A 14867-nucleotide genomic window follows, 5' to 3' on the forward strand; every position below is an offset into this window, starting at 1 on the left:
CATGACGGATCAAACGAAAGAGAGACTGGAACACTCCGTATCCCGCTGGCGCCTGATTCTGGGAGAGGCGGTTCAGGGGAAGCTGGAAGAGTTGGCTGGAAGTGAAGCACTGCAGTTGACGGAAGAAGAAGCGATCATGGATGCCGCGCTGGCCGCGATTTACGACGACACGGACGCCAGCTACTCCAGCGGCGGTTCGGGACGGGGCTCGGGGAGCAGCGCTGGCCGCGGAGCGGGTGGAGGAAGAGGCTCGGTTAACCTGTCCCGCTGGCTCGGCGACGTACGCAGCCTGTTTGCCGAGGATGTCGTCTCCATCATTCAGAACGACGCGATCGAGCGTAGGGGATGGAAGCAGCTGTTGTTCGAGCCGGAGCTATTGGCTTCGGTAAAACCGGACATTCAGATGGTCGGAACGTTGATGGCGCTCAAGGGCAAAATTCCCGAGAGGACGAAGGAGACTGCCCGCCTCCTCGTCAAGGCCGTCGTTGACGACCTGATGGCTCGCTTAAAGGAAGACATGCGACGTGCTGTAACCGGGGCGCTGAATAAACGGCAGCACACACCGCTGCCTTCGCTCAGCGGACTGGACTGGAAGCGGACGATTCGGCGCAACTTGAAGCATTACGACCGGGAGCGGAACATCCTGATTCCCGAAAAATTTTATTATTTCGACCGGGCCCGGCGCAATAAGGAATGGACCGTCATTCTCGATATTGACCAGAGCGGCTCCATGGCGGAGTCGGTCATCTGGGCGTCGGTAACGGGCGCAATCTTCGCCAGCATGCCGGCGCTGGATACCCGCGTCGTTGTGTTCGATACGGAAGTAGTCGACCTGACGGAGCAGTGCGCTGATGATCCCGTCGATATGTTGTTCGGCGTCCAGCTTGGCGGGGGAACGGACATCAACAAGTCGGTCGCGTACTGCGAGTCGTTTATCGAGGAGCCGAAAAAAACGCTGTTTATTTTGGTGACCGACCTATACGAAGGCGGCAACCAAGCGGCATTGGTGCGCCGCATGCGAGAGATGCGTGAATCGGGTGTGCGGACGCTGTGCCTGCTGTCGCTGTCGGACAGCGGACGGCCATTCTACGACGAGCGGTTGGCGAGACAGCTATCCCGTGACGGCACCCCATGCTTCGCCTGCACGCCAGGCATGCTGCCAGAGCTGGTGGCAGGTGCGCTGCAGGGCCGCGATATGAGCGAGCTAGCGAATAAGCTGAACACATCAAAAGGGTAAGTTTGTGGGCGGCAACTTCTTTGGGAATTATTTTGTAATTATAATTAAGCAGGTTCATTAAGCAGGTTAATGAATCTGCTTTTTTACTAATGCATGGTCCAGGTTGAATATCTCGGGTATCCTACAAATTTTCAATTGAAATGTAAGCAACTTAAAGTAACTAGGATTACAGCAAAAATACTGCTGTGCTAGCGGATCGTTAGTTGAATGTCGGACAGTTGAATTCAGGGAATAATGATAAAATGTAGCCATCTTTTACAAGCTGATTGGAGGTGACATGTTGGTTAATATTAGAAAGGCAAATGCAATTGACATATTAAAAGTGATTGAGCTATCTGAGCTGTGGGCGTCCGAGAGTATTACATACGGTTTAGGAGCCAACACTGAAGAACTGATGAAAAACTATTTAGGGGACTACTTTTGGGTAGCAGAAGTTAACTCTGAAGTTATCGGCTATATACTGGGAAGCGTGCATGAAAGCGATGGATTGGCTGTCATTGAGAAAGGAGAGCATTACCTTGAAATCGATGAAGTGTACGTTCATCCAGAATATCGAAGTGAAAATACCGGGCATATGTTGGTCGATCATCTTCTTCAAACTGCAGAACGAAACGGGATAAAGCGTTCTCTTGTTTATGCAGCGAGTAAGCAGTGGCAAAAAATCATTGGTTTCTACGAGAAGCATGGTTTTAAAATGTGGTTTGTTCAAATGTACCGGTAGTTCACTATCCCTGATGAGAGACCAAACGAACGTGCTAAATAGCACTTGATTCAAATGCACAAAAAAAGTCGCTCACTTGAGCGGCTTTTTCATTATGCTGGTCTGTGAAAAGAAACCAGGACCTTATTATTTCTGTTTACTTACATCATATTATCCCTTAATATATGGATAACTATGGATAAGGAGCTGAGTAAAAATGAATGCTAAAGAAGCAGCAGCGTTACTTGGGGTTCATTACAAAACCATTCTTAACATGATTAATGACGGACGTTTAACCGCTTCGAAAAACGACTCCGGAGATTGGGTAATCAGTGAGAGCGACTTGGCTGCCCGGGAGCAGCAGATTGGCGATAAAGAATTTGCAACGATTTATACTCATATGGCCGTACAGCTCATTGAAAAGGCTCACAATCGTGCGATAAAGGCAGCAATGGAAGATCTTATTGAGACTGCGCGTGCAACAATAAAGGCAAAAGACAATCGGAATCAGTTGAATCAACAAGTAAAACGTCTTCAAAATGCATTAGATGCATATAAAGCTGCTGAAGCATTCACACACACTGTTCATTCAATAAAAAAACAAGCCGAAATCGAATAATAGGAGGGTAGGGTGATGAGTACTGAACTGGAAGAGCTTAATTTAACGATCAAAACAGAAGCGGACGAAATCCTTGACGAATATGGTTTAATGGGAGTATTGAATAAGTTCGGTAAGCCATTTGTAAGCGGAAGCTACTTCCTGAATTTAATGACTTGGAGAGATTTAGACATTTATTTATCGAACGATGAGATGAGTGAAGAATCTTTTTTTGAAATGGGTAAACAAATTTCATTGTGCATGAAGCCATCAAGGATGAATTACCGAAATGAGTATATCGGTCGTACTGGACACTTGCCACGGGGTTTTTATTGGGGGTGTTACACGAATATTACTTCAAATGCCTGGAAGATTGATGTTTGGGCGATTTCCTCGGATGAATTTGCCCAGAAACATAAGGAGATTCATGAACTGAATACAAAAATGAATCCTGAACAACGGATGGTCATTTTGAGGTTAAAGAAAAGCTTTTATAATCACCCGCTGTACCGCAAACATTTCTTTAGTGTTGATATTTATTCGGCCGTTATTGAAGATCATATTGACTCGGAAAACAGCTTTATGAAATGGCTGCTTATTAATAAAGGAATAACTATATAGGGGATTGGGGTGAGGATTCCCTATTTGGATATTCGATTGAGCTATATGGACAGCAGCACGTAGTGTCAGACACTCGTGCTGCTCTCTGTTCTAAGCATCAGTCTTCTTCATGACAGGGATCCATACTTCAATTTCATACAAGCTGTTGCCGCGATCATAGGTCATTTCAAACTCCGGACCATTTGCGAATTCATAATTTGAGCTCGGAAACCATTCACCCCAAATGCGCCTCCACAATTCATGGACACCGCTTTGTCCATCAAGGAAAAGGCCGGTTGAGAAAATTGCGTAAGTCTGAGTGGGAATATGAAGCTTTTCAAACCCTGCCGGCAAGCCATCGGGAGGTAGGAAGTAACCGATCATATATGAAAATTTCCCCCATTGATGGTTGTATAATACCCCATGAAGCTGCCCGTTTATCCCCAATCCCGCAGCAGCACGGATCCGATCAACGGTTCCATCGGATACACACTTGGTCCAAAAAGCAGGTATTTCAACAAAGGGTTGTTCAAATAAATCCCCGGCATCATTGACTGGAGTCGAAACGCCGAACATTTCAAACCCTTGTTTTTCTTCGATTTTGTAATTCATCTCCACATCACCTCGAATCGAAATATGAAAGGATAAGCGAGGATATGCCTTAAGGACAATGCCTGTCTCGCGCGCAGAGCTTGGCATTACACCGTGCATTTTTTTAAACGCTCTGGAAAATGCCTCTGGTGATTCATAACCATACTTCAGAGCAGTGTCGATCACTTTGGCATCACTCTGCTGCAGTTCAAATGCGGCAAGAGTTAACCGTCGGCGCCGAATGTACTCTGAAAGCGGCACACTGGTGATAAATGAAAACATCCGCTGAAAATGGTAAGTGGAGCAGCAAGCGATTTTAGCAACTTGATCGAAATCAATATCTTCCGATAAATGGGTTTCGACATATCCCATTGCGTTATTCATGCGTTCCAGCCAATCCATCGTTATCCTCCTCTCAAGGCTTACTATAAGAGATGTTGAAGGATGGTACCTTGCAATCCGTGCACAGAAATATCATGCTTACAAAAGCAATACAGCTTCGCATATTCAATCATATCATTCGTAGACTACAGTTCCAAAATCACCGCAAATATCAAGGAATATCCCATTCATATCGAATATCTCTTTACCTTCTTCCAGATAGCTGAGGACTTGTTTCCTTAATAAGGTGTCGGGCTTTGCTTCCTTGACCTCGGTCATTTCATTAAATACAAAATTCCATAAAAAGCGCTCTGAACCCGCGGTTGGATAGAGGTAGAACTGCTTTTGAAACCTTACGATATTGCTGGACGGGGGCAGCAACTCACGGAGCTGGGGAGTAAACAGCCATGAATGGCTGACCATCCCTTTGGACTCGATTTCTGGGAAATAAGTTGCGTAAAACTCCTTAGCTTGCCTATAGGTGTCTTTGAGGGATTCCATATCAAATGCTGTATCTCTTGGAATGTGGATCTCAAGCAAGATATCATCCTTGTCCAGTACTTTTTTCCACTCTGTCTTTTTAAGCTTTACTTGTTGGCGTATGCCTTTGCCAATAGGGGTAATGGGATGTCCTAAGAAATAATCTTCCGTCTCCTGATATTCCGTCACGTAGCCATCGGTTGTCTTCTCTTGATTACATACACCCTGCATATCACCGTTCGCCCTTAGCTCCATCCCTTCGCCGCATAAGAGCAAAATTGCATCTTCTTTGATGTTGTAAAAGCCCTTTACAATGCCGGAAAATGGGGTTGCCATGAACTGCATTCCGCCCAGCCGAAACATCTTGGCTTCGAGATGTCGCCAGATCCAGCTGAAATTGCCAATGGCATAGTAACCGACTAAATGAAAGGCATGTTGGACCCATACACCGATGTCCTTAAGCGTTTCTACGAATAACTCTTGACTCAGTCCCTTTTCGGAATACTTTTGCTCTGTAAGTGGCAGCCTTTGAAGTGCTGCATGCAGATAAAAGAGCGAGGCTTCTTTTCCGATGACCTCTTTCACGTAAGGATGGATCGTCAATGGTTCCCAAATCGTCGTCCAGTATCCGCTGTCAATATAACTCTTATAAAATTCCCAATAAATTTCAAACAGTTGTGGATCATGGTTTATTTTATCGGCGATGTCCATCAAAATTTCGGTTGCCCCTTCAGGCATTAAAATCTTCCGACAGTACTGTTGGGTTAATTCTTTAGTAAGTAACAATAATTCCATCTATGTTCACCTCTCCTTGAGCTTCCATATGACTCTTATTAATATTCTATTGCGCTTTGCCTGTAGTTAACTACCGATTTGCCGACTAATGAATTGTGCTTTTACGACTATTGAAGTTAGCATTGCGTTCTGCTGATTTTGTTGTACGCAAAAAAGCACCGGTAAGCTGGTGCTCTTTTGCGTTTTCTCCGTTTAAAGGGAGATTGAAATGAAGCATCTATCTAAGTATGAAAAAATACGTAAGATCTTATCGGCTCTAAAGCAACCGAATTATAGATATTCGCAAATAACTGAGGCAATCTTCAAAAACAAGATTCGAACTTTTGAAGCAATGAACAACTTGCCTAAACCATTAAGAAATGAATTAATCAAAGAGCTTGGAAACAATGTGTTAAGCATCACACCAAAAATGGAGCAGAAATCCAATCAAGTTAGCAAAATACTGTTTGCCATTTCTGGAAATGAATACATTGAGTCCGTAAGGTTAAGTTATAAGACGGGATGGGAATCCTATTGCATCTCTTCGCAGTGCGGTTGCGGATTTGGTTGTACCTTTTGTGCTACGGGAACACTCGGTTTGAAGAGGAATCTTACAACGGATGAAATAACGGATCAACTCCTTTACTTTACTTTGAATAAGTATCCCTTAGACAGTGTGTCCTTTATGGGAATGGGAGAGGCGCTTGCAAACCCATATGTATTTGATGCATTGCATGTACTGACGGATCCTAAGCTTTTCGGTTTAGGACATCGAAGAATTACGGTTTCTACCATAGGTTTAATACCGGGAATAAAAAAGTTGACGAAGGAATTTCCGCAGATTAACTTAACCTTTTCGCTACATTCACCTTTTAATGATCAGCGAAGCGAGTTAATGCCAATTAACAATCATTTTCCATTGGAGGAAGTTCTGACCGTGTTGGATGAGCATATCCAACAAACGAAACGAAAGGTCTACATTGCTTATATCCTGCTAAGGGGTATTAACGATTCAACGAAACATGCTGAAGCAGTTGCTGATTTGTTGCGTAGCAGAGGGTCATGGGAACATTTATATCATGTCAATCTAATTCCTTACAATTCCACTGACGCTACATCGCAAAGTTTTGCAGAGTCGGATCAGAACAGTATCAATATGTTCCTTAAAGTCTTGAAGTCAAAGGGAATCTATGTCACCGTGCGGACCCAATTCGGATCAGACATTAACGCAGCATGCGGCCAACTGTATGGATCAAACCAATAAGTCGACCTGACCAGGAAAGGCGAATACCTCTATATAACTGCTAGATAAATGAACATAAAGTATGAGCATTGGATAATTATAACATTGACAATCGTAGGTTTTTCCAAAATAATAGAATGTAATTGAATACTGGTACCTTTAAATCAGTCCAGAGAGGCTGGCAAGGGCAGCGGATGTTTATAATCACGCGTGATTCAGTGCATACCCCATCAGGGGATGCTCTGCGTCTTCGCGCGGGTTATGATGTAAAGAAGAGGCTACTTGTCAGTTTGAGACATGACGAGTAGCCTCTTTTTTCTGCTTTTTTGGTATCAGGACACTTTAACCTGGAGGTATTCTGATGAGCAAACAAGATCAAGAGTTTTCGTGGCAAGCGGTACCGAAAACGCAGAGAAACCATTTTTGGAAGACATTATCCGTCATGTTAGGGTTCACGTTCTTTTCGGCAAGCATGCTGGCAGGGGGAACGCTAGGAGTCGGCTTGACGTTCATGGAGTTCATAGGAATCGTGCTTGCGGGCAATTTGGCACTCGGCATCTATACGGGAGCACTGGCACATATCGCTGCCAAAACGGGCCTTTCCACGCACTTGCTGGCAAAATATGCGTTCGGTGAAAAAGGGTCGTACCTGCCATCGTTCCTGCTCGGATTCACGCAGGTCGGATGGTTTGGCGTCGGCGTGGCCATGTTCGCGATTCCGGTTGCCAAAGCGATGGATTGGAACGTGTACCTGCTGATCTTCTTGTTTGGTTTCGCCATGACGGCATCCGCCATCTTCGGCATGAAGTCGCTCGTCATTTTGGGCTACATCGCAGTTCCGGCCATTACCATTCTTGGCGGCTACTCCATGTTTGAAGGGGCAGGATCCTTGGGGGGGCTGCAAGGGCTGCTCGATTACACGCCGACCCAGACGCTCACCACGGCAGCTGCATTGACCATTTGTATCGGATCTTTCATTAGCGGGGGAACGCTGACGCCCGATTTCGCCCGGTTTTCCCAGACGTCCCGGCAGGCGGTTACCGCAACGGTCATCGCGTTCTTCCTTGGGAACTCGCTCATGTTCTTGTTCGGCGCCGTCGGCGCAATGGCTTATAACCAGGCCGATATCTCGGAAGTCATGTTCCTGCAAGGTTTGATCATTCCCGCGATCGTCGTTCTGGGGCTGAATATCTGGACGACGAACGATAATGCCCTGTATGCTTCCGGGCTAGGCTTTGCGAACATCACGAAAATTTCGAAAAAGTTCTTCGTCATTGTCAATGGCATCGTGGGTACCGTCTTGGCCATGTGGATGTACAACAATTTCGTCGGTTTCCTAAATGTGCTGGGCGCGGCGATTCCGTCCATCGGTGCTATCATCATCGCGGACTACTTCTTTGTAAAGCGCAGAAATTATAAACCGTTTGCCGAGATGACTTTTAAAAAGGTAAACTGGATAGCGATGGCAGCTTGGGCTATTGGCGTTGCCTTCGCCCAGCTGGCTCCCGGAATAACGCCATTGAACGCACTGGTCGGAACGGCGGTGGTCTACATCGTGTTAATGCTGATCGTTCCTGCCAAAGAATCCACAGAAAAGGGGAAAACCAATGATTATACAGAACGCAAAATTGCGGGGTAAAGAGGGCTTATGGAATATCGTCGTGAAGGACGGGAAGTTTGAACGGATTACGCAGTCGCTGGAAACAACGGCAAACGAGGAAGTCATTGACGTGGGCGGCTCGCTTGTGCTGCCGCCGTTCATTGAACCTCACATTCATCTGGACACAACGCTCACGGCCGGTGAGCCGGAATGGAATTTGAGCGGAACGCTGTTCGAAGGCATCCAGCGCTGGTCAGAACGCAAGGCGTTCCTGACGCATGAAGACGTCAAAACGCGCTCCACAACAGCTCTGAAGTGGCAGATTGCTCAAGGCATCCAGCACGTAAGGACGCATGTGGACGTGACCGATCCTAGCTTAACCGCAGTTAAAGCGATGCTTGAAGTGAAAGAAGAAATGGCACCTTATATTGACATCCAACTTGTCGCTTTTCCGCAGGAAGGCATCCACTCCTACCCGAATGGCGCGGAACTGTTGGAAGAGTCGCTGAGAATGGGCGTTGACGTGGTTGGCGGCATTCCCCACTTTGAATTCACAAGGGAGTATGGCGTTGATTCGATGAAGGTTGCTTTTGATCTCGCGGAAAAATATGACCGGCTCATCGACATCCATTGCGACGAAATCGATGATGAGCAATCGCGTTTCGTGGAAGTTGTCGCCAAAGAAGCCTACGAACGCGGACTGGGCTCTCGTACGACGGCAAGCCACACAACGGCGATGGGGTCATATAATGATGCCTATACGTACAAATTGTTTAGATTGCTGAAGCTGGCTGACCTGAATTTTGTCTCCAATCCTTTGGTTAATATCCACCTGCAGGGACGCTTCGATACGTATCCGAAGAGAAGAGGGCTGACCCGCGTCAAAGAGCTGCAGGAAGCCGGACTAAATGTGTGCTTCGGTCACGATGACATCTTTGATCCATGGTATCCGCTAGGCACGGGCAATATGCTCCAAGTGCTCCATATGGGCATCCATGCTTCGCAGCTGCTTGGTTACGATCAAATCGTAAACTCGATCGATCTTATTACGAAAAATAGTGCAAGAACACTGCATATCGAGGATGTGTACGGTATTGAAGAAGGCAAGCCTGCCAACTTCATCGTTCTTGAAGCGGAGAACGAATACGAGGCTATCCGCAAGCAGGCAGCAGTGCTTTATTCGTTCAGAGGCGGCCGCAAAATCGCGGAAACGAAGCCGCGGGACACGTCGATCGTTCTTGAGAGCGGTTCGGAGAAGGTCACTTTCAATAAATAATTGAAGGATTCGCATTCTAACAAGAAGGCACCCCGATCTGGGGTGTCTCCTTCATTATGTTTGAATGCAGACGTAGAGCAGAGGTACAGTCCTTTTTTACAGTCTATTTTCGAATCCGAATTAAAATAATCCCTTGGGGTAGATTAATCAAGAAAAGCAAAGTTGCAAAGGGATTTTGAAAGAAATTCGTAAGAATAAGGTTATCTATTCATCTTTCCAATTCAAGAGGTGCCTGTATGTCTGTATATTTAATTCCCATAAAAACAGCATTTATTATTTTTTGCATATTGAGTTTTTTCCTTATTGTTCCTTGGATGGTTTATAGTTATAGAAAATATGGACATTTAAGTCTTTGGGCATCCATCGTGGCTTATTCCTTTGTTTTTTATATGTTATCGGCATTATTTTTAGTTCTCCTGCCTCTTCCGGATACTCGAAATACCTGCGCTATGCAATCACCCGATGCGGTTCATTATTCGCTCGTCCCATTTCATTTTATTTGGGAAATTATACATAGTCGTTCAGTCGTATGGTCACAGCCATCGACCTATGCGCGGGTACTTACGGACAGTGTATTTTTGCAGGCGGCATTCAATTTCTTATTATTATTGCCGCTTGGCGTTTATCTAAGGTATTTTTTTCAGCATAAACGAAATTGGAAGAAAGCGCTTGGTTTGGGGTTCGCGTTATCCCTTTTCTATGAAACAACCCAAATTACAGGGATCTACGGAATCTACAATTGTCCATATCGTATCTTCGATGTCGATGATCTTATACTAAACAGCACGGGTGCTTTGTTTGGATTCATCATTGCTCCTGTCATACTTGCGCTATTTCCGTCTCGAAATAACCTTATAGCGAAGGCAGAAAAAATGCAGGAAAGTCCGCTCGTACCTCCGCTGCCGCAATTACTGGCTGTGCTTGTCGATTATCTGTTGATCAAGATTAGTTGGAGCCTTACCGTTGGTTTCTTTATCACCAGCGAATTTGCAGAATTTCTGTTTACAACGATTTTGTTTATTATTCTTTTCTCTGTAGTTCCTTTTATTTGGAATGGAAAAACCATCGGAACCCATTTACTGCGATTCAAGCTAACTACAGTGGGTGAGGGAACACCTTCGTGGCCGTCCTTGTTAAAAAGATCCTTTGCGCTTTACTTGCCTTTAGCGGCAACATGGATTACGCGTCTATTTAATGGCATTAAGTTAGACATGAATTCAATTCTTTATCCTTATCATGTTTGGATCAGTGTGGCTGCATTAGCATTTGTGTTTATAATGTGGGCCATATTATTTATCCATGTCACCGTCGTCCTCTTCAAGAAAGGGAAACGAACCCTTTACTTTGACGATGTGGCGAATATAGTACCAAGGAAAAAATAAATCTTAAACGATGTTAAACCGCACCATGGCCATTCCCCGCATTGACTGTTATTCGTCAATCTCAAGATCGGGGCTCCGGCGTGGTGCGGTTTTTCTGGTCGATGACCTCGTGGTAGGCATATTCTTTGAAATGTAATTAAAAAACATTACGATTTTCATTGACAAAGAAATCCAGCCTCCGTATAATCTTTAATCGTAAACATTACAATTAAATGGAGGAGAATATGAAACTAAAACTTGGGATTGGAGTCATTTTAGCAGTATTGGGGTTGTGGCTTGCCGGGTGTCAAAGCGCTGGCTCTAACGACAGTGGCGCTTTGAATCAAACCGAGGCAGTCAGCGGTACGAATGGAAGCAGTAGCACTCAGGAGAGCAGCGGTACTGAAGAAAGCAGCAGTACTAATGAAAGCAACACGAATCATGTTCATGACGAGGAGGATGAACATAACCATGAACATAACCATGAACATAACCATGAACATAACCATGAACATAACCATGAACATAACCATGATCACAACCACGAACATCATGATCATGATGAGGAAGCAGAGGCGATCTACAAGGGATTCTTTGAGGACAGCCAAGTACAGAACCGTACGCTGTCAGATTGGGAAGGAGACTGGCAATCGGTTTATCCATATTTGCTGGATGGTACATTGGATGAGGTATTTGCGCATAAAGCGGAGGATTCCGGGAAAATGACGGCGGAGGAGTATAAGGAATATTATGACGTCGGCTACAAGACCGATACGGAACGCATTGTGATTGAAGGAGACACTGTCACGTTCTTCACGAAGGGCCAGCAACGTTCAGGGAAGTACCAATCCGATGGATACGAAATACTGACCTACGAGGCCGGTAACCGCGGGGTTCGTTACATATTTAAGTCGGTGGAAGAAGTCGAGGGACTGCCTCGTTACATTCAGTTTAGCGACCACCGGATCAACCCCAGCAAGTCGGATCATTTCCATTTATATTGGGGAGACGATCGCAAGGCTTTACTTGAAGAAGTTACGAATTGGCCTACTTATTACCCGTCCGACATGGATGGACACAGCATAGCCCATGAAATGATGGCACACTAACGCCAACTCTGCTTTGAATCGGCGTTGAGAGTTGAAATTAGCTTTCAACACATTAGGCTTCATTATATTTAAATAGTTTCGGATTCAAAACCCCCAGGCGCTCTTACAAGCGTATCCTAGGGGTTTTAGTTTATTTTTAAGGTTGCTGTAAGGTTGGGATTAACACGGTGTAAGATACGAGCTTTAAGATTGGATATACATTCACGAGACGCCTAAGGAGAGATCCCATGAAAACCATACTGCAAGCAAACAACGTAAACAAAACCTTCGGCACGAAAGGAAACCTATATACGGCGCTGAAAAATATCAACCTGAGCATTAGTGAAGGAGAATATGTCGGCATCATGGGCCCATCCGGAGCGGGAAAGTCGACCCTGCTGAATATCTTCTCGACCATCGATACGCCGAGTTCCGGCGAAATCACGATTGACGGGCAAAATATCGTTTCGATGAACGAGGAAACGTTGTCAGATTTCCGCCGTCATAAGCTCGGTTTTATATTTCAGGACTACAATCTGCTTGATACGTTGACCGTCAAGGAAAACATCCTGCTGCCGCTGGCCCTTTCCAAAGTCCCGGCAGCCGAAATCGAAAGACGGGTTGAGGAAATCGCCGATACGTTCAGTATTCGCGAGATTCTCGATAAGTACCCGTACCACATTTCGGGAGGACAAAAGCAGCGTGCGGCGGCATCGCGGGCAATCGTGTCGAATCCGAGCCTGATCTTGGCCGACGAGCCCACCGGCGCGCTTGATTCGAAGTCGGCAACCGGTCTGCTGGAAAGCTTGAGCAAGCTGAATCAGCACAATCAAGCGACCATTCTGATGGTTACGCATGATGCTTATGCGGCGAGCTATTGCAATCGAGTCATTTTCATTAACGACGGCCGGTTATTCAAAGAGCTTCATAATGACGGCATGACGAGAAAAGCATTTTTCGGGCAGATTCTTGAGGTATTGGCCATGCTCGGAGGTGGACATCATGACGCTGTTTAAGATTGCCGGGAAAAACATCCGGAAAAATTTCGCGAATTATTTTCTTTATTTTGCCTCGATGATCTTCAGCATCGTCATTTATTTTACGTTCGTATCCTTGAAATACGACAGCACCATCCAATCGGCATCGGACGGTTCGCAGAAGATCAGCTCGGCTTTCAGCGGAGCAGCGGTCGTGCTGATCGTTTTCGTAGCGGTCTTCATCTGGTATTCCAATTCGTTTTTCACACGCAAGCGCAAAAAAGAGGTCGGCTTATACTCGCTGCTGGGTGTTCGCAAAAAGCAGATCGGGCGGATGCTGTTTTACGAGAATTTCTTCATGGGCATTCTGGCTCTGATCATCGGAATCGCGCTTGGATCCGTACTCAGTCGGTTTTTTGTCATGATACTAATGAAGGTGATGGGTTACGCCGTCGTGGCGGATTTCTCCATTTCTCCGGCTGCGATATTGAATACTTTTGTGGTGTTCATGATCATTTCGCTGATCACATCGGTCCAAGGCTATCGCTTGATTTACCGGTTCAAGCTGATCGAGCTGTTCCGGGCGGATCAGGAGCGGGAGAAGGAACCAAAGTCTTCTGCGGTCATTGCGTTATTATCGGTGGCGCTTATCGGGTTCGGTTACTGGCTTGCGCTCCAAAATATAGTTACATCCAAGGCATGGGCGGCGATCGGCTACATGCTGACACCGCTGGTCATTTTGATATCGGTTATCCTGGGCACATATCTGCTGTTCAACACATTGACCGTGACGCTGCTGAAGCTGGCCCGCAAACACAAAAAAAGCTACTGGCGCGGACTGAACCTGATCGGGACCTCCCAGCTGCTGTACCGGATGAAAGGAAACGCGCGAACGCTGACGATCATCGCCGTGCTAAGCGCAACAACGCTGACGGCAGTCGGAACCGCGTACAGTACGTATTACAACAACCGGACGAACGCGGAGCTCGCGAATCCGAACAGTTATATGTTTATCGGGGTGGACGGCACGGCGACTGGGAAAGCCGATAAGGCGATCCGGCAGGCGGAGGGGCATAAGGTGCTTTACCATGAGTCCGTTCCTCTTCTCGAGGTGGATGCCGTTACCTCCGGCCTGAAAAACGCTTTAGGGGATGAGCAGTCGTTTACGGTCATATCGAGCCAAGAGTTTAACCGGTTGGCCAAGCTGCAGGGGCGGGACGATGCCATAAGCCTTGAAGGCAGCGAAGCCGCAGGGCTCGAACCTGCCTATTTGGAAGGCATTTCGCCTGACTATATCGGTTCGTCGATCAAGCTGAAGGGCAGCGGCATCAATAAAACCATCCATTTCAATACATTAAAAAAATACAACGTGCTGAATCTTGGATCGGTCTATTCCACCATTGTCGTTAGCGATGACATGTTTGCGGAGCTTAAGCCGAGTGCCAAGGCCCTGACTGTGGAAGCCTACGGCATTACCCATCAGGACAAGGCGAAAGAGTTAACGAAGCAGCTGGAAGGGATTTTGCCGGAGAAAGCCGGGCTTTCAAGCTTTTACGGTGATTATTCGCGGGGGATGGAATCCACCGGCCTCTTGATGTTTATGGGCGGTTTCCTCGGTCTCGTGTTCCTGGCGGCGACGGGCAGCATCATTTACTTCAAACAGCTGACGGAAGCCGGCAGCGACAAGGCCCGTTATCTAATATTGCATAAAATCGGCGTCAAGAAACGGGAAATCCGCAAATCCGTCGCCAAGCAAGTGCTGTTCATTTTTGCTCTGCCGCTTGCTTTCGGAATTGCCCACTGCGCCGTTGCCCTATCGGCCTTATCGAAAATGATGATGACCAATCTGGTCGTGCCTGTCGTGAGCTGCATGGGCGCATATGTTTTCATCTACCTGATCTATTATTTCTTAACAGTGCATGCGTACTGCAAAATCGTTACCAATACAAAATAAGGAGTGA

At 46.2% G+C, this 14867-nt stretch carries 13 protein-coding genes; 11 read left to right on the plus strand and 2 right to left on the minus strand.

Annotated features, from left to right (window positions below; all coding sequences use genetic code 11):
- The first annotated feature begins 1 nt into the window (after position 1).
- From NST08_RS15725 to NST08_RS15740, 4 genes are all read left to right on the plus strand, one after another.
- Positions 2-1237 (plus strand): VWA domain-containing protein, encoded by a 1236-nt coding sequence (locus NST08_RS15725; protein ID WP_341341959.1) that lies wholly within the window; start codon positions 2-4, stop codon positions 1235-1237.
- A 277-nt stretch (positions 1238-1514) separates the two neighbouring features.
- Positions 1515-1958 carry a GNAT family N-acetyltransferase gene (locus tag NST08_RS15730; protein WP_341341960.1) on the plus strand — a complete coding sequence of 148 codons (444 nt, stop codon included), beginning with the start codon at positions 1515-1517 and terminating at the stop codon, positions 1956-1958.
- A 196-nt stretch (positions 1959-2154) separates the two neighbouring features.
- Positions 2155-2556 (plus strand): helix-turn-helix domain-containing protein, encoded by a 402-nt coding sequence (locus NST08_RS15735; RefSeq protein ID WP_341341961.1) that lies wholly within the window; start codon positions 2155-2157, stop codon positions 2554-2556.
- Positions 2557-2571: 15 nt separating this feature from the next.
- Complete coding sequence (locus tag NST08_RS15740; protein ID WP_341341962.1) at positions 2572-3156, plus strand: hypothetical protein; 585 nt, start codon at positions 2572-2574, stop codon at positions 3154-3156.
- Positions 3157-3246: 90 nt separating this feature from the next.
- Here NST08_RS15740 and NST08_RS15745 read toward each other — a convergent pair whose 3' ends face one another.
- Entirely contained in the window at positions 3247-4128 is an 882-nt protein-coding gene (locus NST08_RS15745; RefSeq protein ID WP_341341963.1) for an AraC family transcriptional regulator, read from the minus strand.
- 114 nt (positions 4129-4242) lie between these two features.
- Positions 4243-5382, minus strand: coding sequence for an acyltransferase domain-containing protein (locus tag NST08_RS15750; protein WP_341341964.1), 1140 nt, complete (start codon positions 5380-5382; stop codon positions 4243-4245).
- A 208-nt stretch (positions 5383-5590) separates the two neighbouring features.
- Between NST08_RS15750 and NST08_RS15755 the strand changes: the two genes are divergently transcribed.
- From NST08_RS15755 to NST08_RS15785, 7 genes are all read left to right on the plus strand, one after another.
- Positions 5591-6625, plus strand: coding sequence for a Cfr family 23S rRNA (adenine(2503)-C(8))-methyltransferase (locus tag NST08_RS15755; RefSeq protein ID WP_341341965.1), 1035 nt, complete (start codon positions 5591-5593; stop codon positions 6623-6625).
- A 340-nt stretch (positions 6626-6965) separates the two neighbouring features.
- Positions 6966-8243, plus strand: a complete 1278-nt coding sequence (gene codB, locus NST08_RS15760; RefSeq protein ID WP_251534794.1) for a cytosine permease — start codon at positions 6966-6968, stop codon at positions 8241-8243.
- Entirely contained in the window at positions 8212-9480 is a 1269-nt protein-coding gene (locus NST08_RS15765; protein WP_341341966.1) for a cytosine deaminase, read from the plus strand. The genes codB and NST08_RS15765 overlap by 32 nt, the downstream gene beginning before the upstream one ends.
- Before the next feature lie 236 nt (positions 9481-9716).
- A complete protein-coding gene (locus NST08_RS15770; protein WP_007128091.1) occupies positions 9717-10862 on the plus strand; it encodes a VanZ family protein in 1146 nt (381 codons plus the stop codon).
- Positions 10863-11086: 224 nt separating this feature from the next.
- Positions 11087-11950 (plus strand): metal-binding protein ZinT, encoded by an 864-nt coding sequence (locus NST08_RS15775; protein ID WP_007128090.1) that lies wholly within the window; start codon positions 11087-11089, stop codon positions 11948-11950.
- A gap of 227 nt (positions 11951-12177) precedes the next feature.
- The gene (locus NST08_RS15780; RefSeq protein ID WP_341341967.1) at positions 12178-12945 is read left to right on the plus strand and encodes an ABC transporter ATP-binding protein; all 768 of its coding nucleotides are present in this window, start codon (positions 12178-12180) and stop codon (positions 12943-12945) included.
- The gene (locus NST08_RS15785; RefSeq protein ID WP_341341968.1) at positions 12932-14860 is read left to right on the plus strand and encodes an ABC transporter permease; all 1929 of its coding nucleotides are present in this window, start codon (positions 12932-12934) and stop codon (positions 14858-14860) included. The genes NST08_RS15780 and NST08_RS15785 overlap by 14 nt, the downstream gene beginning before the upstream one ends.
- Positions 14861-14867 lie beyond the last annotated feature (7 nt).

The sequence above is a fragment of the Paenibacillus sp. FSL K6-1566 genome, assembly GCF_038050475.1.
GTDB lineage: Bacteria > Bacillota > Bacilli > Paenibacillales > Paenibacillaceae > Paenibacillus_AQ > Paenibacillus_AQ lactis.

Coding starts and splice junctions, on each gene's coding strand:
- NST08_RS15785 (WP_341341968.1), top strand. CDS start 12,932: ATGACGCTGTTTAAGATTGCCGGGAAAAACATCCGGAAAAATTTCGCG.
- NST08_RS15755 (WP_341341965.1), top strand. CDS start 5,591: ATGAAGCATCTATCTAAGTATGAAAAAATACGTAAGATCTTATCGGCT.
- NST08_RS15750 (WP_341341964.1), bottom strand. CDS start 5,382: ATGGAATTATTGTTACTTACTAAAGAATTAACCCAACAGTACTGTCGG.
- NST08_RS15775 (WP_007128090.1), top strand. CDS start 11,087: ATGAAACTAAAACTTGGGATTGGAGTCATTTTAGCAGTATTGGGGTTG.
- NST08_RS15740 (WP_341341962.1), top strand. CDS start 2,572: ATGAGTACTGAACTGGAAGAGCTTAATTTAACGATCAAAACAGAAGCG.
- NST08_RS15730 (WP_341341960.1), top strand. CDS start 1,515: ATGTTGGTTAATATTAGAAAGGCAAATGCAATTGACATATTAAAAGTG.
- NST08_RS15725 (WP_341341959.1), top strand. CDS start 2: ATGACGGATCAAACGAAAGAGAGACTGGAACACTCCGTATCCCGCTGG.
- NST08_RS15745 (WP_341341963.1), bottom strand. CDS start 4,128: ATGGATTGGCTGGAACGCATGAATAACGCAATGGGATATGTCGAAACC.
- codB (WP_251534794.1), top strand. CDS start 6,966: ATGAGCAAACAAGATCAAGAGTTTTCGTGGCAAGCGGTACCGAAAACG.
- NST08_RS15765 (WP_341341966.1), top strand. CDS start 8,212: ATGATTATACAGAACGCAAAATTGCGGGGTAAAGAGGGCTTATGGAAT.
- NST08_RS15735 (WP_341341961.1), top strand. CDS start 2,155: ATGAATGCTAAAGAAGCAGCAGCGTTACTTGGGGTTCATTACAAAACC.
- NST08_RS15780 (WP_341341967.1), top strand. CDS start 12,178: ATGAAAACCATACTGCAAGCAAACAACGTAAACAAAACCTTCGGCACG.
- NST08_RS15770 (WP_007128091.1), top strand. CDS start 9,717: ATGTCTGTATATTTAATTCCCATAAAAACAGCATTTATTATTTTTTGC.